This window comes from Pseudoalteromonas sp. SG44-8 (assembly GCF_014164125.1).
Lineage (GTDB): Bacteria > Pseudomonadota > Gammaproteobacteria > Enterobacterales > Alteromonadaceae > Pseudoalteromonas > Pseudoalteromonas rhizosphaerae.
Genome location: NZ_JACJEQ010000029.1, coordinates 12,450 through 29,220 on the forward strand (window position 1 = coordinate 12,450; position 16,771 = coordinate 29,220).

Here is a 16,771-nt window from a genome sequence, read left to right on the forward strand (position 1 = left end):
GAATGAATCATGAGCACTATTTCACTATATAAAGAAATGAACTTTGGCCTTGGCGAAACCGCAGATATGATCCGCGATCATGTAAACAGTTTTGCTAGCCAAGAAATTGCCCCTTTAGCTGAAAAAACCGATCTTGATAATGCGTTTCCTAATCAGCTTTGGCCACAACTTGGCGAAATGGGTGTATTAGGTATGACCGTACCCGAAGAGCTCGGTGGTGCCGGTTTAGGTTATCTAGAGCACGTAATCGCAATGGAAGAAATTAGCCGAGCGAGTGCCTCTATCGGCCTAAGTTACGGTGCTCATTCTAACCTGTGTGTTAATCAAATTAATCGCAATGGCACGCAAGCACAAAAAGAAAAATACTTACCTAAATTAATTAGTGGTGAGCACATTGGTGCCCTTGCCATGAGTGAGCCTAACGCAGGCTCTGACGTAGTATCAATGAAACTTAAAGCCGAGAAAAAAGGCGATAAGTACATTTTAAACGGTAATAAAATGTGGATCACCAATGGTCCAGATGCGCATACTTTAGTGATCTATGCTAAAACTGATTTAACCGCTGGCGCTAAAGGCATCACCGCATTTATTGTTGAGAGTAATTTCCCTGGTTTTTCTACCGCCCAAAAACTCGACAAACTCGGGATGCGCGGCTCAAATACCTGTGAATTAGTGTTCGAAAACTGTGAAGTACCAGAAGAGAACATCCTTGGCAATTTAAACGAAGGCGTTAAGGTACTAATGAGTGGCCTTGATTATGAACGTGTTGTGCTAGCGGCAGGCCCGCTGGGTATCATGCAAGCCTGTATGGATATTGTTGTACCTTATATTCATGAACGTAAGCAGTTTGATACACCGATTGGTCAATTTCAGCTGATACAAGGCAAAGTAGCCGACATGTATACACAAATGAATGCAGCTCGCTCTTATGTATACACTGTTGCGCGTTCATGTGATCGCGGTGAAACGACCCGTAAAGATGCCGCAGGCGCAATTTTATATGCGGCAGAGCTGGCAACTAAAATGGCACTTGATGCTATTCAAATTCTCGGTGGTAACGGTTATATCAACGAATACGCCACTGGCCGCCTATTGCGTGACGCTAAGCTTTATGAAATTGGTGCCGGTACCTCGGAAATTCGTCGCATGCTAATTGGTCGCGAATTATTTACTGAAAGCCGTTAAGGATAAGCGCTATGACTATTTTAAAATCAAGCGTCAACCCTCACGACCCGCAGTTTTTGCAAAATCATAAAAATATGGCGGCACTGGTTGATGATTTACGCGATAAAGTAAGCGAGATCAGCCAAGGTGGTGGCGTAGCGTTAATAAAACGCCATGAAAGCCGTGGTAAAATGTTCGTGCGTGAACGCATTAGTACCTTACTTGACGAAGGTTCACCATTTTTAGAGATTTCACAATTTGCAGCATTTGGTGTATATGAGCAAGCGATTCCTTGTGCCGGTGTAGTTGCCGGTATTGGCCGTGTTAAAGGCGTTGAATGTATGATCATCGCCAATGATGCGACAGTTAAGGGTGGCACCTATTTTCCGCTAACCGTTAAAAAACATTTACGCGCACAAGATATTGCCGAGCGGTGTCACCTACCGTGTATATATTTGGTTGATTCAGGTGGTGCCAACCTACCTGAGCAAGATGATGTGTTTCCTGACAAACTGCACTTTGGTCGTATTTTTTATAATCAAGCGCGTATGTCGGGCAAAGGCATTCCACAAATTGCAGTCGTTATGGGTTTATGTACCGCAGGTGGCGCGTACGTGCCTGCAATGGCCGACGAAAGCATCATTGTAAAAGAGCAAGGCACAATATTTTTAGCCGGCCCACCGCTGGTAAAAGCGGCTACAGGTGAAGAGGTAACCGCAGAAGAACTTGGCGGCGCTGATGTCCACTGTAAAACATCAGGGGTTGCCGATCATTACGCTGAAAATGACGCTCATGCGTTATCAATTGCTCGCCAATGTATTGAACGAATTAATTATCAACGCCCTACTTCGCCAATATTAGAGCAAGTAAAAGCACCGCGTTATGATATTAACGAATTATACGGCATTGTTGGCACCGATCTTAAAAAGCCATTTGATGTTCGTGAAGTGATTGCGCGTACCGTGGATGATTCTTCATTTGATGAGTTTAAACGTTACTTTGGCGATACCTTAGTGACTGGGTTTGCGAAAATCTATGGTCATCCGGTTGGGATTGTTGCTAACAATGGCATTTTGTTTAGTGAGTCAGCTCAAAAAGGCGCGCACTTTATACAGCTGTGCGCACAACGAAATATTCCACTGGTGTTTTTACAAAATATTACCGGCTTTATGGTAGGTAAAAAATACGAAGCCGAAGGCATTGCTAAACACGGCGCTAAAATGGTGATGGCTGTTTCGTGTGCTGATGTTCCAAAATTTACCGTATTAATTGGCGGCTCTTATGGCGCAGGTAACTATGGCATGTGTGGTCGTGCGTTTGAACCGACTATGATGTGGATGTGGCCTAATGCGCGTATTTCTGTGATGGGCGGTGAACAAGCAGCAGGCGTTATGGCGCAAGTTAAGCAAGATGGTTTAGCCCGTAAAGGCCAAAGCATGACTGATGATCAAATCAGCGAGTTTAAACAGCCGATTATCGAGCAATACGAGCAACAAGGTCATCCATACTATGCCAGCGCCCGTTTGTGGGATGACGGTATCATCGATCCAGCAGATACCCGAAGTGTGCTAGGTTTAGCCCTCAGTGCTGCAGCCAATGCACCAAAACGTGATTCGCAATTCGGCGTATTTAGAATGTAAGGACGTGAGTATGTCAGTAACACTACAAATAACTAAATCAAATGTGGCTGTACTCGTTTTAAGTCGCCCTGAAAAGCGCAATGCCTTTAACGAGCAAGTGATCCAAGAACTTATTCAATGTATAGAGCATGCTAATAGCTTAGATGTACGCGCCCTTGTTTTAAAAACTGAGGGAGAGCATTTCTCTGCAGGGGCTGATCTTAATTGGATGAAGTCCATGGCAAACAATGACTTCAGTGAGAATCTTGCGGATTCAAAACAACTTGCCAAATTAATGCATGTATTAGCCAGCAGCCCACTGCCAACGGTATGTGCTGTGCAAGGCGCGGCATTTGGCGGCGCACTGGGCTTAATTGCCTGTTGTGACATAGCCATATGCCAAGACAATGCACAGTTTTGTTTAAGCGAAGTAAAACTTGGCCTCATTCCAGCTGTAATCAGCCCGTATGTGATCAGAGCCATTGGCGAGCGCGCTGCACGTCGTTATTTTTTAACCGCTGAGATTTTTGATGCCCACACAGCCAAGCAATTAGGCTTAATTCATCAAGTAACCGGTAAACTTGAATGCGCGCTTGATCAACTACTCGAAACACTGATCAACAACGGCCCTGTCGCGGTTCGCGCAGCAAAACAATTGATCAACGATGTAGCTGGCCATGATATTAATGAACAAATCATAAATTTAACCGCAGAGCGTATCGCCAAAATTCGCGTATCTGAAGAAGGTCAAGAAGGGTTATCTGCCTTTTTTGAAAAACGCCCACCAAATTGGCAAAAATAGGGATCACCATGAGCACACAATCATTACAAAAAATTCTTATTGCTAATCGCGGCGAAATTGCCTGTCGGGTTATGCGTACCGCAAAGCAAATGGGCTTAACCACTGTGGCGGTTTACTCTGATGCAGATAAAAATTCACAACATGTAAAACTCGCCGATGAAGCCTACCATATTGGCGCAGCGCCGAGTAAAGACTCCTATTTGGTAGCTGATAAAATTATCCAAGTAGCACTGGATGCAGGTGCTGATTGCATTCACCCTGGTTACGGCTTTTTATCTGAGAACAGTGAATTTGCAAAGGCCTGTGAAGCCAATAATATTGCGTTTATAGGCCCACCAGCGAGCAGTATCGAAGCAATGGGCTCAAAAACCCGCGCCAAAGAAATAATGGCAGCCGCGAATGTACCATTAGTACCTGGTTATTATGGTGACAAACAAGATCCTGCGTTTTTACAAGCTGAAGCTGAAAAAATTGGTTACCCAGTGCTTATCAAAGCAGCCTTTGGTGGCGGTGGTAAAGGCATGCGCGTGGTTGAACATGCAAAAGACTTTATCAGTGCTCTACAAGGTGCACAGCGTGAGGCAATCGCCGGTTTTGGTAACGACTTAGTACTACTTGAGCGCTATGTTAATAAACCACGCCATGTTGAAGTGCAAGTGTTTGCTGATAATCACGGTAACTGTGTGTACTTAGGTGATCGTGATTGTTCATTACAACGCCGCCATCAAAAGGTGATTGAAGAAGCCCCCGCGCCTGGTTTATCTGACGAACTACGCAAAGAAATGGGCGAAGCCGCAGTACGCTGTGCACTTGCGATCAATTACCGAGGTGCAGGCACGGTTGAGTTTTTACTGTGTGGCGATGAATTCTTCTTTATGGAAATGAACACCCGGCTGCAAGTTGAGCACCCTGTTACTGAAATGGTGACTGGTGTCGATTTAGTTAATTGGCAAATTAACGTCGCCGCAGGTAACCCATTACCCATGCAACAAAGTGATATCCAATTACAGGGCCACAGCTTTGAAGCGCGTATTTACGCCGAAGATCCAAGCAATGACTTTATTCCTTGCTCTGGTACCATCAATGGCTTGTATATACCAGTTCAATCTGAGTATGTACGCATTGACACTGGGATCATGCAAGGGGATGAGATCAGTCCATTTTACGATCCTATGATCGCTAAATTGATCGTTCATGATGACTCTCGCGAGCAAGCTTTAGCACGATTAAGCACAGCCCTTGAACAATTTCATTTAGCGGGCTTTAGTTGTAATGTGAGTTTTTTACACACCCTTGCTAACCATGCAACCTTTAAGCAAGGCGCTCCTGATACTCACTTTATTGAAGAGCAAGGCGATGCGTTGCTTAAAGTTGATCAACAACACGCTGTTAGCAGCCGCATTATAGCTGCATTTAGCTATTTAACTGGGCTTAATCGTCAAGGAACTCAGAACGCATGGGACAGTCTAGCTGGTTTTAAACTCAATGCAGAAGCAACAATCAAGGTGCCATTCGTTGATAATGCGATCACTGCAACAGCTCATCAAGCGGGGTACACAGTCCGCATCGATGAGGTTGACTATACAACCTCTGGCAGTATCGACAATAACCTGTGTAGTGTATTTATCAATGACAATAAACATATCGCCCATGTGGTTACTGCAGACAATACCATCACAGTAATGTACAAAGCATTGCAAACTACCTTTGATATTTTTGATAAACACTATATCAGTGATCACGAAAGCGATGCCCTACCGCTTGCAGCACCACTTAATGGTACCGTTGTAAAACACCTTATTGACGTTGGCAGCACCATCACAAAAGGTGATGCTGTGGTGATCATCGAAGCAATGAAAATGGAATATACGCTCACCGCCCCCCATGATGGTGTATTGCAAAGCTATTGTTTTGCAGAAGGTGCTCTGGTGAGTCATGGTGCCCTATTAGCAATTGTCAGCGATGAGAGCGCAGCAGATGAATAGTCCACTACCAAGTCATGTTCGCATTGTTGAAGTGGGTGCCCGTGATGGCTTACAAAACGAGCGTGCAGTAACTACCCAAGATAAGGTAACCTTAATTAACGCTCTTGCTGATGCAGGTATTAAAGACATTGAAGCAGGCGCATTTGTATCACCGAAATGGGTGCCACAAATGGCCGATTCCAGCAATGTGATCAGTGCGCTTGATTTACCTACGACTAATTTAACGGCACTTACGCCTAACTTAAAAGGTGCAGAAGCAGCCCATGCTGTGGGTATTAAAGAATTTGCTATTTTTACTGCTGCCAGTGAAGCCTTTTGTCAGAAGAATATTAACTGCTCAATTGACCAAAGCATAGCCCGATTTACTGATGTAATGGCCTTTGCTAAATCACATAATATTCGTGTTCGTGGTTATGTTAGTTGTGTGCTTGGCTGCCCATACGAAGGCGATATCGATCCGCAGCGCGTACTACAAGTATGTCAAAAGTTATTAGACCTTGGTTGTTACGAAGTAAGCCTAGGTGACACTATTGGCGTAGGTACCGCAAAAAAGGTCGATGAGCTGTTGGACGTACTACTAGCTGAAATTGATAAGTCATTGTTAGCTGTTCATTTTCACGACACTTATGGTCAAGCGCTCACAAATATTTACACTGCCTTAAAGCGAGGTATAGCAACGGTTGACAGTGCAGTTGCAGGCCTTGGTGGCTGCCCTTATGCAAAGGGTGCGTCAGGAAATGTTGCCACTGAAGATGTAGTTTACTTACTACAAGGACTTGGCATAGAGCATGGAATTGATTTAGAAAGACTGGCTAAAGCTGGTTGGGCAATTTGCACGGCATTAAATAAACAACCTGTGAGCAAGGTATCCTTGGCACTTAAAAATCAAACTACTGATCAATAGTCTATATTTAGCCTTAAATTAGTAGTCATATAATTACAAATAAGGAGTGGGCCCATGGCCGGTTTCGATAAAGTGGTTTCAAGTTATGAAGCTGCAATGGAAGGCTTAAAAGATGGCGATACCATTATCGCTGGTGGTTTTGGTTTATGCGGTATCCCTGAGGGATTGATCAGCGAAATCAAACGTAAACAAACCAAAGAACTTACTGTGGTATCGAATAACTGCGGTGTAGATGATTTTGGTTTAGGTATTTTATTGCACGACAAGCAAATTAAAAAAATTATTGCCTCCTACGTGGGTGAAAATGCCCTATTCGAACAGCAATTGTTGAGCGGCGAGATTGATGTCGAGCTTACTCCGCAAGGTACGCTGGCTGAAAAAATGCGTGCCGGTGGTGCTGGCATTCCTGCTTTTTATACAGCGACAGGTTACGGTACGCCTGTAGCAGAAGGTAAAGATGTAAAAGAATTTAACGGACGCCCTTATATCTTAGAAGAATCAATCACTGGTGAGTTTGCCATTGTAAAAGCATGGAAAGCGGACCGTTATGGTAATTTAGTGTTTCGCCATACTGCCATGAACTTTAATCCAATGGCCGCAACAGCAGGTAAAATTACCGTTGCCGAAGTAGAAGAAATTGTTGAACCGGGTGAATTAGAACCAAGCCAAATTCACACCCCTGGTATTTTTGTTAATCGCGTGATCAAAGGTAACTTTGAAAAACGCATTGAACGTGTAACCACTCGCGATTAAGGAGCAATAATTATGGCATTATCACGTGAACAAGTCGCAATGCGCGTTGCACAAGAACTACAAGACGGTTATTACGTTAACCTCGGTATCGGTATTCCTACGTTAGTGGCAAACTACGTACCTGATAACATTGAAGTGATGTTACAGTCTGAAAATGGCTTACTAGGCATGGGGCAATACCCTACTAAAGCAGAGCTTGATGCAGATATGATAAACGCGGGTAAAGAAACCGTGACAGCAGCTAAAGGCGCAGCCATATTTAATAGTGCAGATAGTTTTGCAATGATCCGTGGAGGTCATGTAGACTTAACTGTTCTAGGTGCATTTGAAGTTGACCAAAACGGTAGTATCGCATCGTGGATGATCCCTAAAAAGTTGATCAAAGGCATGGGCGGCGCGATGGACCTTGTCGCTGGTGCAAAAAATATTATCGTTACTATGACCCATGCAAGTAAACATGGTGACTCGAAACTGCTAGAAAGTTGCTCTTTACCTTTAACTGGTGTTAACTGTGTAAAGAAAATAGTAACAGATTTAGCCGTGTTAGAAGTCAAAGACGGCGCATTTCATCTTTTAGAACGCGCACCGGGCGTGTCAGTTGATGAAATTATTAGTAAAACAGCAGGTAAATTACTTGTTGATGGTGAAATCCCTGAGATGGTTTTTTAATTTAACGCTCAGGTTCACCCTGTACCGACCTCATTCCCAGTGCCAATGGCGCTGAGTTACCCAAAATCCCTCGCAAGAGGGATTTTTTTTACCCTATTGCTAGGTTGCACTATGTTATGGCAAAAAAACTGTTTGTGCCCCATAATTGTGAAAACCACCCGCTATCTGTAATGCATAAAAAGTAAAATAACTAACTATTTAGCTGTCAAACTCAGCTTTGTAGATTAAATAAACTTTTAAAGTGTGCTTTTTAAGCATAAATGCACTAATTCACGATAACCCATACAAATCTTGTGCGTACTTTGCAAATTGGGTTAATAATTGCTTAACTAACGGTATGAGTTAATTAAATAGTATTATCATGCAAACACCTATCAGAGGATTGCGTTCATTTTGTTTTGCGGCAAGAACGCTAAGCTTTAAAGAAGCCGCCAATCAGCTTTATTTGACTCCATCTGCTGTTAGTCATCAAATAAAGCAACTAGAAGAACAGTTAGGGATTGAGTTGTTTGAGCGCCAAACACGCTCAATTAGACTTACAGCTGCGGGGAAAAACTTTTATGACTCGGTATCACCACTTATAAAAGCACTCGAAAAAACCATTAACGAATTTAGTCAGCTGCAAGAAAATATAACCATCAGCATTACTTTGCCAGAGTTTTTTGCCAGTGAGTTATTAATGCCGAAACTGAGCGAGTGGACTGTTGAGCACCCTAAAACCAATTTACAACTAAACACCATGAAAACGCGTAAAGAGTTAACTAAACAAAGTGATTTATCTATTGTGCTGTCGTCTTCGAAGCCAATTGAAGGCGTTGTCCACGAGCTGTTTTCATTACAATACACACCGGCTTGTAATAAAGAAAATTGGCAACAGTGGCACAAAAAGCCACTTGAAGCATTACAACAAGTGCCGTTAATTTTGCACAAAGCGCGTCCTTGGGCTTGGCATCAATGGGCTGAACATGCAGGCCTTGATGACTTTTCACCCAAGCAAATTATACAAGTAGATAGTATGTTTGGTGTTGCCCGTGCAGCGCAACAAGGTATGGGTATAGCGCTAATTCCTTTGCCTATTAGTCAAACATGGTTTGACGAAGGCTGGTTGTGCAACTTTACTGATGAACCATTAGTAACCAAGGATAAATACTATTTAGTACAGCACTACCCTGGAGAGGCAAATGCACAGCTTGAGCTATTTATAAAATGGCTGCTAGACACATTTAAACACTTAAAATAAAGCCAATAACAGTGATGATCCGACATTAATTGTACTCTTATAATTTGATATACAACTCATTAAATACGATAAACCCAGCTCAATGGGTTTATCGTAAAAATAGTTTATTTTGAAGCCTTACTCTGCATTTCCTCAGCCATTATTCTAAACTGTTAGGTGTCTTTGCGAGCGACAAAATCTAACACAGTTGCATTGATACAATAACGATCTTCACCTTTTGGGCCTTCACCTGGGAACAAATGCCCTAAATGAATACCCGTAGATTTAGATTTAATTTCAATACGTTGCATACCGTAACTATTGTCTTCATGCATGGTCACACTGTCTTTGATGGGGTGAGTAAATGACAGCCACCCGGTGCCCGATTTGAATCGATCCCGAGTATCAAAAAGTGGTACACCACTGAGTTTGTCTATAAAAATACCGTCCGGGGTATTTTTAAAAATATCGTACTGTTTACAAAACGGACTATCTGTACGGGCCTTAAATGCCACTGTATATGCTTCACTATCCCCTAATTTAAATGCGCCAAGTGCTTTATAAAACTCTTCGCTAGACACATAACCTTGGCGACCATAAACCTCTTTACCATCTTCTAAAAATAAGATTGTTGGGGTGGCCCACGTCGCTGATTTAATCGTTAAACCATCAAGTTGATCGGCTTTACGATAAGTGACGGCAATGGTTCCTTGATAATCATTTAACACATCTTTTTTGAGTTTTTCACAATAAGGGCAGTAATCTCGTGAATCAATGATCACTATCTGCTTTCCTGCGAGTAAAGCCGTATTATCAACTTTATCATCACTGCGTTTTTCAAAAACAACGCCTGTTGAATGATCAGGGCAATAGCCATTAGGATTTTTAACTAAGTAGTCTTGGTGATATTCCTCAGCCGGAAAAAATACCGTTAATGGTTTTATAATGGTTTTTATAGAGCCATAACCAGCTTGGGTTAGTTTATCTTGATACTGCTGTTTTAATTCTTCAGCCAGTGCAGCTTGTTGCTCAGTAGTAGTTAAAATAATTGAACGGTACTGCGTGCCAATATCATTTCCTTGGCGATTTTTTTGCGTTGGATCATGACTTTCAAAGTAACTTTTTAATAACGTTGCAGCACTGATTATATTGCTATTGTAAGTAACCTGAACAACTTCAGCGTAATTATTTTCATCGAACTTGCGCGATGATTGGGTAATATTACGATAAGTTGCTTTAAAACCCTTACCATCTGCATAGCCTGACTTTGCATCAATTACACCAGGAAGCGCTTCATAACGTTTTTCTGCCCCCCAAAAGCAACCAGAACCAAGTACCATGGTTTCTAAATGCATTGTTGCTTGAATATCATTATCTTTTTCATTGTTAAGGGAAACACCATAACTTGCCGAACTGAACAAAATTGTTAAAGTGGTTAATTTAAGCCAATTCTTTGCTGCCAACATACTCTACCTCTTTCTATTTGTTGCTTCATTTTAGTAGACCTTGAAGCAGAACATATTATTTCAGGAATGTGGGTTATTTTATCGCTCATTATTGCGGCTTTACCGAATCCGACTTAACCTATGCGAATAAATGAGGTAAAACGTGTTTATTTAATAAAGGTACAAACATGAAAAACCTTATTGCTTTTTCTGCATTATCAATTGCCCTTGCACTTAGTACGCAAAGCCATGCTGCAGAGTTTAATTTTTCTTCCAAGCTTGATAGTAATGCACAAGCATTAGTGTTGTTTTACAGTGAGGATGGGAGCAATACCGCATTTAACTCAATCAATAAAAAGTTTAATGCTCAATTACAGCACGCTATTGAAAATGAAAGTTTTAGTGGCAAATACGCCAGTACTGTTGAATTAATTGCACCTTATAATAGTGACTATAAACGCGTGCTGATTGTTGGTACCGGTAAGCAAGATAAGCTTGATAGAGCGTTAATGACCAAACTAGGTGGTAATATTCATGCGCGATTAATGAGCAGTAAAACAACAACTGCTGCGGTTGCATTCGATGACGTTGAAGGCGTAAACAATAACAGTGTACTTAGTGCTCACTTTGCACACGGTGCAAATTTACGCGACCATCGTTTTGAAAAATATAAACAAACTCCGAACACTCACACTGTCAGTTATCATTTTGACGTTAGTAATTCCAAGCAAACAAAACGTAACTATTCTGAACTTGAAAGCATTCAAGCAGGAGTGTTTTTAGCACGTGATTTAACCTCAGAAGTGGCCAGCGAAATGACTCCTGTTGACTTTGCTAGTGCGGCAAAAGAGCTTGAGTCTCTAGGTGTAGAAATCACTATTTTAGAGCCTAAGCAATTAATAGAACTAGGTATGGGGGCACTTGAAGCTGTCGGGCGTGGCAGCGAACAAGGCGCTCGCTTAGTCGTTGCACATTACAAAGGCTCAAACGCGACCCCTATTGCTCTGGTTGGTAAAGGGATCACCTTTGACTCTGGTGGTTATAGTATCAAAACAGGCGCATCAATTGCGCGTATGAAATCTGATATGGCTGGCGCCGCCGCTGTACTTGGGACTATCAAAGCAATGGCGCTTGCAAAAGCTGACAAAAACATTGTTGCCGTTATGGGTATGGCTGCCAATATGGTGTCGCAATACGCTGTTGCCCCTGGTGATGTGGTTCGCACCGCAGAAGGTTTAAGCGTTGAGATTGTTAATACTGATGCAGAAGGACGCTTAGTATTAAGTGATGCAATGTGGTATGCACGTGAATATTTCAAGCCGGAGATCATGATAGACGTTGCCACCCTTACCGGCTCTAAAATCAAAGCCGTAGGTAACGATTATGCGGCGGTGTTTTCTGATGACGATACGCTTGTTACGCAACTCACTTTAGCTGGAATACAAGTAAATGAAAACCTATGGCGCTTACCGCTGGGATATAAAGAAACCTTAAGTTCAGACATTGCCGATCTTAAAAACCTAGGCTCAAGTGGCCCCGGAGCAACAACGGCCGCCAGCTTTTTGCAACATTTTGCTGGTGAAACTCGTTGGGTACACATAGATATTGCAGGTAATGCACTAGCAACTAAAGGAAAAGATGAAATTTCACCAGGCGGCACAGGTTATGGTGTGCGCTTGCTCAGTGAGTGGCTGTTAAGTAATTAGCAGTAAGCTATTATAACTTAATGCATTCTACTAACATCATTAGTTGTTATAACAACTGTGGCATTATCAAACACCTACTCTAAGCAACAGTGAGTGATATGCCACAGTTTTTTATAGTCTGACTCACATATCTAGTTTACGTGTATTAGTCCAGAACATTCCATAACCAAACTAATGTGTTTGCGCTACACTGGGTAATGTTAATATTGCAAGGTTGTTAACTAGTCGCATCGCTATAAACATTTCATACGTTATATGCTAGTTTGAGGTATTCAAGAATAATAAATACATTTGGCTATGGATCAACAAACTATCTCTCCAACTATTAGTGTCCTCAGTAATAACAGCATATTGCTTGATGCCACTGCCCTAAACGATGACAGTCTGAGCATTCAAAAAAAAATCTGGGCACTAGTGCAACAATGCAACACCAGCGACGCCTTTATAGATGTAGTACCCGCAATGAACTCGCTGACAGTTTATTTAATAGACCCTACTTCGCTTGCTCACTGGCAAGCTCAGTTAGCACTTTGGTGGGCAAATATAAATCCGCACGACTATCAGGGTAAGCATCATAAGATTATTACCCAATACGGTGGTGACTACGGCCCAGATCTAGACTATGTAGCTGAGTATCACAATTTATCGCCACAACAAGTAATTGATATACATAGCCAAGGGCATTATCAAGTATTGTTTTTAGGCTTTCAGCCAGGCTTTGCATATTTGCACGGTCTGAATAGTCAATTACATACTCCGCGCAGAGCACAGCCGCGAACTCGAGTGCCCAAAGGTTCGGTTGCCATTGGCGCTAATCAAACTGCGATTTACCCAGCTGATTCGCCCGGTGGTTGGCATATTATCGGCCACAGTGATTTTGCATTATTTGACAGTGAAAATACTCCACCATGCGCAATACAACCGGGCGATACGCTGCAATTTGTTACTAAGGAGTCGGTATTATGATCACCGTAATAAAGCCCGGAATGCAAATGACGATTCAAGATCTTGGTCGTCATGGCTATCGTCATTTAGGAATTGCCCAATCTGGTGCGCTTGACCCTTATGCAATGATCATTGCCAATCGTTTAGTGGGCAATGATGACAATCAAAGTGTTATTGAGATCACTTTAGGCTTAGCGCAATTACAGTTTCAATGTGCCACTGTTATTGCGCTGCATGGCGCTGATATGCAAGCAAAGCTTGATGGAGTAAGTATTTATCCCGGCTGGAGTTACCCAGTAGAGCAAGGACAAACACTGACATTTGCCACCGCTCGGCAAGGTTTTCGCAGCTACCTCGCAATTAAAGGCGGCATTGATTGTCATGCAGTGATGAATTCAACAGCCACCGATATTGCAGCAGGTTTTGGTGGCCTAACGGGCGCGCCTTTACAAGCCAATGATCAAGTCCCAATCACGCCATTTGATGGCAATTGGCCGCAACGTGGTGCGATTGCCCCCGCTAAGCGCAGTGTGATCCGCGTCCATTCAAGCCCACATCAACAATTACTATCACAACAATTTAGTGATTTTTTTGCCCAGACGAAATGGCAAGTCAGTCCGCAAAGTAATCGTATGGGAGTAAGGCTCAGTACTGAGCATAATCAATTAATGCATACACATTCATTGCCTTCTTTAGCTGTTAGCCCGGGCTCTATCCAACTAACATCCAGTGGTGAGCCTATCGTATTGCTAAATGATGGCCAAACAACCGGAGGATACCCGCTACTTGGTACTATAATAAGTGCGGATCAACACCAATTTGCACAACTTAAACCTGGTGACTTTGTGCGATTTGAATTCGTCAACCTAGCAGCTGCAAATACTGCGCAGCGAAAACTTGACGCTCACCTACAACAATTGACTATTGCACTAAAAAACTTGAGCATCAGATAACCAATCACTAAATAAAAGCTCAGCTTAATAAATAATAATAAACACAGCACAGTGTAGGAACTATGATGTTTGATCTTAATTATTGGCCATTAATTGGCATTCCAGTGGTTGTGCTAGGATTTGCCTTGCGCTTTAACCCACTGATTGTAGTAACCGTTGCTGGCCTTGCAACTGGTTGGGCGGTAAATTTAGATATCCTCACCCTTTTGCAAACCTTTGGCGAGAAGTTTATGAACTCTCGTCAACTGGCCAGCTTTATTCTTATTTTACCCGTTATCGCACTGCTAGAGCGCTATGGTTTACAACAGCATGCGAAAAACTGGATTGCACAAATTCAAAGTGCCACCAGCGCACGTATATTAGCCCTGTATTTTATCGTTCGAGAATGCTCAGCAGCCCTTGGGTTATTAAGCCTTGGCGGTCAAGCACAAACTGTTCGTCCATTATTAGCCCCCATGGCATTAGGTGCCGCGACCAATAAACACGGTGAGCTGCCAAAACCCATAAAAGACATGATCAGCGCCCATGCAGCTGCCGTTGATAATATTGCGATGTTCTTTGGAGAAGACATTTTCATTGCTTTTGGTGCTGTACTATTGATGGATGCCTTCTTAAAGGAAAACGGCATTGCCGGTATTGAACCGCTGCATATTGGTTTATGGGCTATTCCGACCGCCATTGCCGCACTCATTATTCATTTATTTAGATTATCTCGTTTAGAAGCAAAAATAGCTCTGGCTGTTGCTCACTACAAACAGCAGGAAGTGTGATGAGTAAAGTACTAACAACCGATGTAACTAACTCAAACGCTACAATTATCACCATTGAGAACATTTATTTATTAATCGGTCTCGTTGTGATGTTTTTAGTTGTTCGAACGCTGCAAGACAAAAACCATCCAAAAAGGCTCACCACAGCATTATTTTGGTTGTTATTTGGTAGCAGTTTTTTATTTGGTGATGTATCTATTGCCTTGTTCGGCAAAGCCAACACTTATTTATGGGTTGGTGTGAGCGTAGTATTAATTGCCCTGTTAGCGGGTTTAAACCTAGTAAGCATGGGCAGTTATCAACCACTCACTGAGCAGCAACAAACACAATCGGCCTCTCGCCTAGGCAATAAATTATTTGTTCCCGCATTAATGATACCCGTGATCACGGTATTACTGACTGTTTCTTTTGATGGTATCGCAATTGGTGATTATTACTTACTTGATCAACGTCATTTAACTCTCGCATCGCTCACTATAGCGTGTGTATCTGCGCTACTTATTGGCTGGAAAATTACTGGGGGAAATCCGATTGAAGCTGTCACTGAATCCCGTCGGCTGCTAGATTCTATCGGTTGGGCAGCAATACTGCCACAAATGCTAGCAATGCTTGGTGGCGTGTTTATTGTGGCGCAAACAGGAGACTCAATTAAAGAGTTGGTTACTTTATTTATAGCGCCAGAGAATCGTTTTATGCTGGTGGTGCTGTATTGTGTTGGCATGGCGTTATTTACCATGGTGATGGGAAATGCGTTTGCTGCATTTCCGGTAATGACTGCGGGTATTGCTATGCCTTTTTTAATCGAAGGTCATGGCGCCAGCGCCGCACCACTGGTAGCAATTGGGATGTACAGTGGTTACTGTGGAACGTTAATGACGCCAATGGCAGCAAACTTTAATATCATTCCAGCGGCATTACTCGACCTAAAAGACAAATACCATGTTATAAAGGTGCAAATACCTACTGCGCTGGCCTTATTAACGGTCAATATTATTTTAATGTATATGGTGATTTTTAATGACTAAACTGACATCAAGCATGCCCTGCGTATTGATAACTGGGTTTGCACCATTTGGCGGCGAATCGCTCAATCCGTCGTGGCAAGCGGTAAGCAAACTCGACGAACATTTAATCGCTAAGCACCGAGTAATAGCCCTTGAGCTACCGTGTGAGTTTAATACCTCATTAGAGGTGCTTTATAAAGCCATAGAGCAGCATCATCCGGTTCTAGTATTATGTATCGGCCAAGCCGGTGGCCGCAGTGAAATAAGCATAGAGCGTATCGCGATTAATATTGATGATGCCCGAATTAAAGACAACGCAGGAAAGCAACCCATTGATCACCCCGTCGTCAAAAATGCTCCTGCCGCTTATTTTGCACAATTACCTATCAAACGCATGTTATTAGCACTGCAACAAAGTGAGATCCCAGCCGCCATTTCTAATACAGCGGGTACATATGTGTGTAATCACGTTATGTATGGTCTATTACATCATATCAATGAGCATGAACCACACATCAAAGGGGGCTTTGTGCATATCCCTTATTTACCAAGCCAAGCTGTGCACCATAATGGCGCACCGAGTATGAGCGAAGAAACCGTGTTAAGCGCGTTAAAAGTAATGATCAACGAAGCTATTGTTGCAAAACAAGATGTAAAAGTCGCGGCTGGCACCACCCACTGACCAATTTGGTGCATCAGCGGCCATGCTGGTGCATAAATTATTCTGAAAATATTGTAAAAGCTATGTGACTTAGTTAATTATTTCTGTTAAAACAAACGTGAATGGTTAGGTATTATGACCTAACTAACACACATGATAGGAATGAGGAGTT

15 protein-coding genes are annotated in these 16,771 nt (G+C 42.5%); 14 read left to right on the forward strand and 1 reads right to left on the reverse strand.

The annotated features are described in order from the left end of the window. Positions 1 to 9 precede the first annotated feature (9 nt). The 8 genes from H5163_RS17425 to H5163_RS17460 all read left to right on the forward strand — a co-directional run bounded on the left by H5163_RS17425 (position 10) and on the right by H5163_RS17460 (position 9,136). Entirely contained in the window at positions 10 to 1,185 is a 1,176-nt protein-coding gene (locus tag H5163_RS17425; protein WP_182730585.1) for an isovaleryl-CoA dehydrogenase, read from the forward strand. Positions 1,186 to 1,196: 11 nt separating this feature from the next. Further along, positions 1,197 to 2,804: a carboxyl transferase domain-containing protein gene (locus H5163_RS17430; protein WP_182735617.1), complete on the forward strand. Its 1,608-nt coding sequence runs from the start codon at positions 1,197 to 1,199 to the stop codon at positions 2,802 to 2,804. A 10-nt stretch (positions 2,805 to 2,814) separates the two neighbouring features. Continuing rightward, on the forward strand, positions 2,815 to 3,585 hold the full coding sequence (locus H5163_RS17435; RefSeq protein ID WP_149982464.1) for an enoyl-CoA hydratase/isomerase family protein: 771 nt from the start codon (positions 2,815 to 2,817) through the stop codon (positions 3,583 to 3,585). An 8-nt stretch (positions 3,586 to 3,593) separates the two neighbouring features. After that, the gene (locus H5163_RS17440; RefSeq protein WP_182735618.1) at positions 3,594 to 5,570 is read left to right on the forward strand and encodes an acetyl/propionyl/methylcrotonyl-CoA carboxylase subunit alpha; all 1,977 of its coding nucleotides are present in this window, start codon (positions 3,594 to 3,596) and stop codon (positions 5,568 to 5,570) included. Then, positions 5,563 to 6,474 (forward strand): hydroxymethylglutaryl-CoA lyase, encoded by a 912-nt coding sequence (locus H5163_RS17445; protein WP_182735619.1) that lies wholly within the window; start codon positions 5,563 to 5,565, stop codon positions 6,472 to 6,474. Before H5163_RS17440 ends, H5163_RS17445 begins: the two co-directional genes overlap by 8 nt. A gap of 54 nt (positions 6,475 to 6,528) precedes the next feature. Then, positions 6,529 to 7,227, forward strand: coding sequence for a CoA transferase subunit A (locus H5163_RS17450; protein WP_145233270.1), 699 nt, complete (start codon positions 6,529 to 6,531; stop codon positions 7,225 to 7,227). A gap of 12 nt (positions 7,228 to 7,239) precedes the next feature. Then, positions 7,240 to 7,896, forward strand: coding sequence for a 3-oxoacid CoA-transferase subunit B (locus H5163_RS17455; protein WP_145233269.1), 657 nt, complete (start codon positions 7,240 to 7,242; stop codon positions 7,894 to 7,896). A gap of 361 nt (positions 7,897 to 8,257) precedes the next feature. Further along, complete coding sequence (locus H5163_RS17460; RefSeq protein ID WP_145233266.1) at positions 8,258 to 9,136, forward strand: LysR family transcriptional regulator; 879 nt, start codon at positions 8,258 to 8,260, stop codon at positions 9,134 to 9,136. A gap of 152 nt (positions 9,137 to 9,288) precedes the next feature. Here H5163_RS17460 and msrA read toward each other — a convergent pair whose 3' ends face one another. Further along, positions 9,289 to 10,581 carry a peptide-methionine (S)-S-oxide reductase MsrA gene (gene msrA / locus H5163_RS17465; protein WP_182735620.1) on the reverse strand — a complete coding sequence of 431 codons (1,293 nt, stop codon included), beginning with the start codon at positions 10,579 to 10,581 and terminating at the stop codon, positions 9,289 to 9,291. A 167-nt stretch (positions 10,582 to 10,748) separates the two neighbouring features. On the opposite strand from msrA, the gene H5163_RS17470 reads away from it, so the two are divergent. The 6 genes from H5163_RS17470 (at position 10,749) to pcp (ending at position 16,620) form a co-directional block, all read left to right on the forward strand. Beyond that, the gene (locus H5163_RS17470) at positions 10,749 to 12,266 is read left to right on the forward strand and encodes a leucyl aminopeptidase (RefSeq protein WP_182735621.1); all 1,518 of its coding nucleotides are present in this window, start codon (positions 10,749 to 10,751) and stop codon (positions 12,264 to 12,266) included. Between the two features lie 297 nt (positions 12,267 to 12,563). Continuing rightward, a complete protein-coding gene (pxpB, locus tag H5163_RS17475; protein WP_182735622.1) occupies positions 12,564 to 13,232 on the forward strand; it encodes a 5-oxoprolinase subunit PxpB in 669 nt (222 codons plus the stop codon). After that, a complete protein-coding gene (locus H5163_RS17480) occupies positions 13,229 to 14,164 on the forward strand; it encodes a biotin-dependent carboxyltransferase family protein (RefSeq protein ID WP_182735623.1) in 936 nt (311 codons plus the stop codon). Before pxpB ends, H5163_RS17480 begins: the two co-directional genes overlap by 4 nt. Before the next feature lie 65 nt (positions 14,165 to 14,229). After that, positions 14,230 to 14,934: a DUF969 domain-containing protein gene (locus H5163_RS17485; RefSeq protein ID WP_145233413.1), complete on the forward strand. Its 705-nt coding sequence runs from the start codon at positions 14,230 to 14,232 to the stop codon at positions 14,932 to 14,934. After that, positions 14,934 to 15,959 (forward strand): DUF979 domain-containing protein, encoded by a 1,026-nt coding sequence (locus H5163_RS17490; RefSeq protein WP_145233259.1) that lies wholly within the window; start codon positions 14,934 to 14,936, stop codon positions 15,957 to 15,959. Before H5163_RS17485 ends, H5163_RS17490 begins: the two co-directional genes overlap by 1 nt. Continuing rightward, complete coding sequence (gene pcp / locus H5163_RS17495) at positions 15,952 to 16,620, forward strand: pyroglutamyl-peptidase I (protein ID WP_149982472.1); 669 nt, start codon at positions 15,952 to 15,954, stop codon at positions 16,618 to 16,620. The genes H5163_RS17490 and pcp overlap by 8 nt, the downstream gene beginning before the upstream one ends. Positions 16,621 to 16,771: the final 151 nt, after the last annotated feature.

Coding starts and splice junctions, on each gene's coding strand:
- H5163_RS17425 (WP_182730585.1), top strand. CDS start 10: ATGAGCACTATTTCACTATATAAAGAAATGAACTTTGGCCTTGGCGAA.
- H5163_RS17430 (WP_182735617.1), top strand. CDS start 1,197: ATGACTATTTTAAAATCAAGCGTCAACCCTCACGACCCGCAGTTTTTG.
- H5163_RS17435 (WP_149982464.1), top strand. CDS start 2,815: ATGTCAGTAACACTACAAATAACTAAATCAAATGTGGCTGTACTCGTT.
- H5163_RS17440 (WP_182735618.1), top strand. CDS start 3,594: ATGAGCACACAATCATTACAAAAAATTCTTATTGCTAATCGCGGCGAA.
- H5163_RS17445 (WP_182735619.1), top strand. CDS start 5,563: ATGAATAGTCCACTACCAAGTCATGTTCGCATTGTTGAAGTGGGTGCC.
- H5163_RS17450 (WP_145233270.1), top strand. CDS start 6,529: ATGGCCGGTTTCGATAAAGTGGTTTCAAGTTATGAAGCTGCAATGGAA.
- H5163_RS17455 (WP_145233269.1), top strand. CDS start 7,240: ATGGCATTATCACGTGAACAAGTCGCAATGCGCGTTGCACAAGAACTA.
- H5163_RS17460 (WP_145233266.1), top strand. CDS start 8,258: ATGCAAACACCTATCAGAGGATTGCGTTCATTTTGTTTTGCGGCAAGA.
- msrA (WP_182735620.1), bottom strand. CDS start 10,581: ATGTTGGCAGCAAAGAATTGGCTTAAATTAACCACTTTAACAATTTTG.
- H5163_RS17470 (WP_182735621.1), top strand. CDS start 10,749: ATGAAAAACCTTATTGCTTTTTCTGCATTATCAATTGCCCTTGCACTT.
- pxpB (WP_182735622.1), top strand. CDS start 12,564: ATGGATCAACAAACTATCTCTCCAACTATTAGTGTCCTCAGTAATAAC.
- H5163_RS17480 (WP_182735623.1), top strand. CDS start 13,229: ATGATCACCGTAATAAAGCCCGGAATGCAAATGACGATTCAAGATCTT.
- H5163_RS17485 (WP_145233413.1), top strand. CDS start 14,230: ATGTTTGATCTTAATTATTGGCCATTAATTGGCATTCCAGTGGTTGTG.
- H5163_RS17490 (WP_145233259.1), top strand. CDS start 14,934: ATGAGTAAAGTACTAACAACCGATGTAACTAACTCAAACGCTACAATT.
- pcp (WP_149982472.1), top strand. CDS start 15,952: ATGACTAAACTGACATCAAGCATGCCCTGCGTATTGATAACTGGGTTT.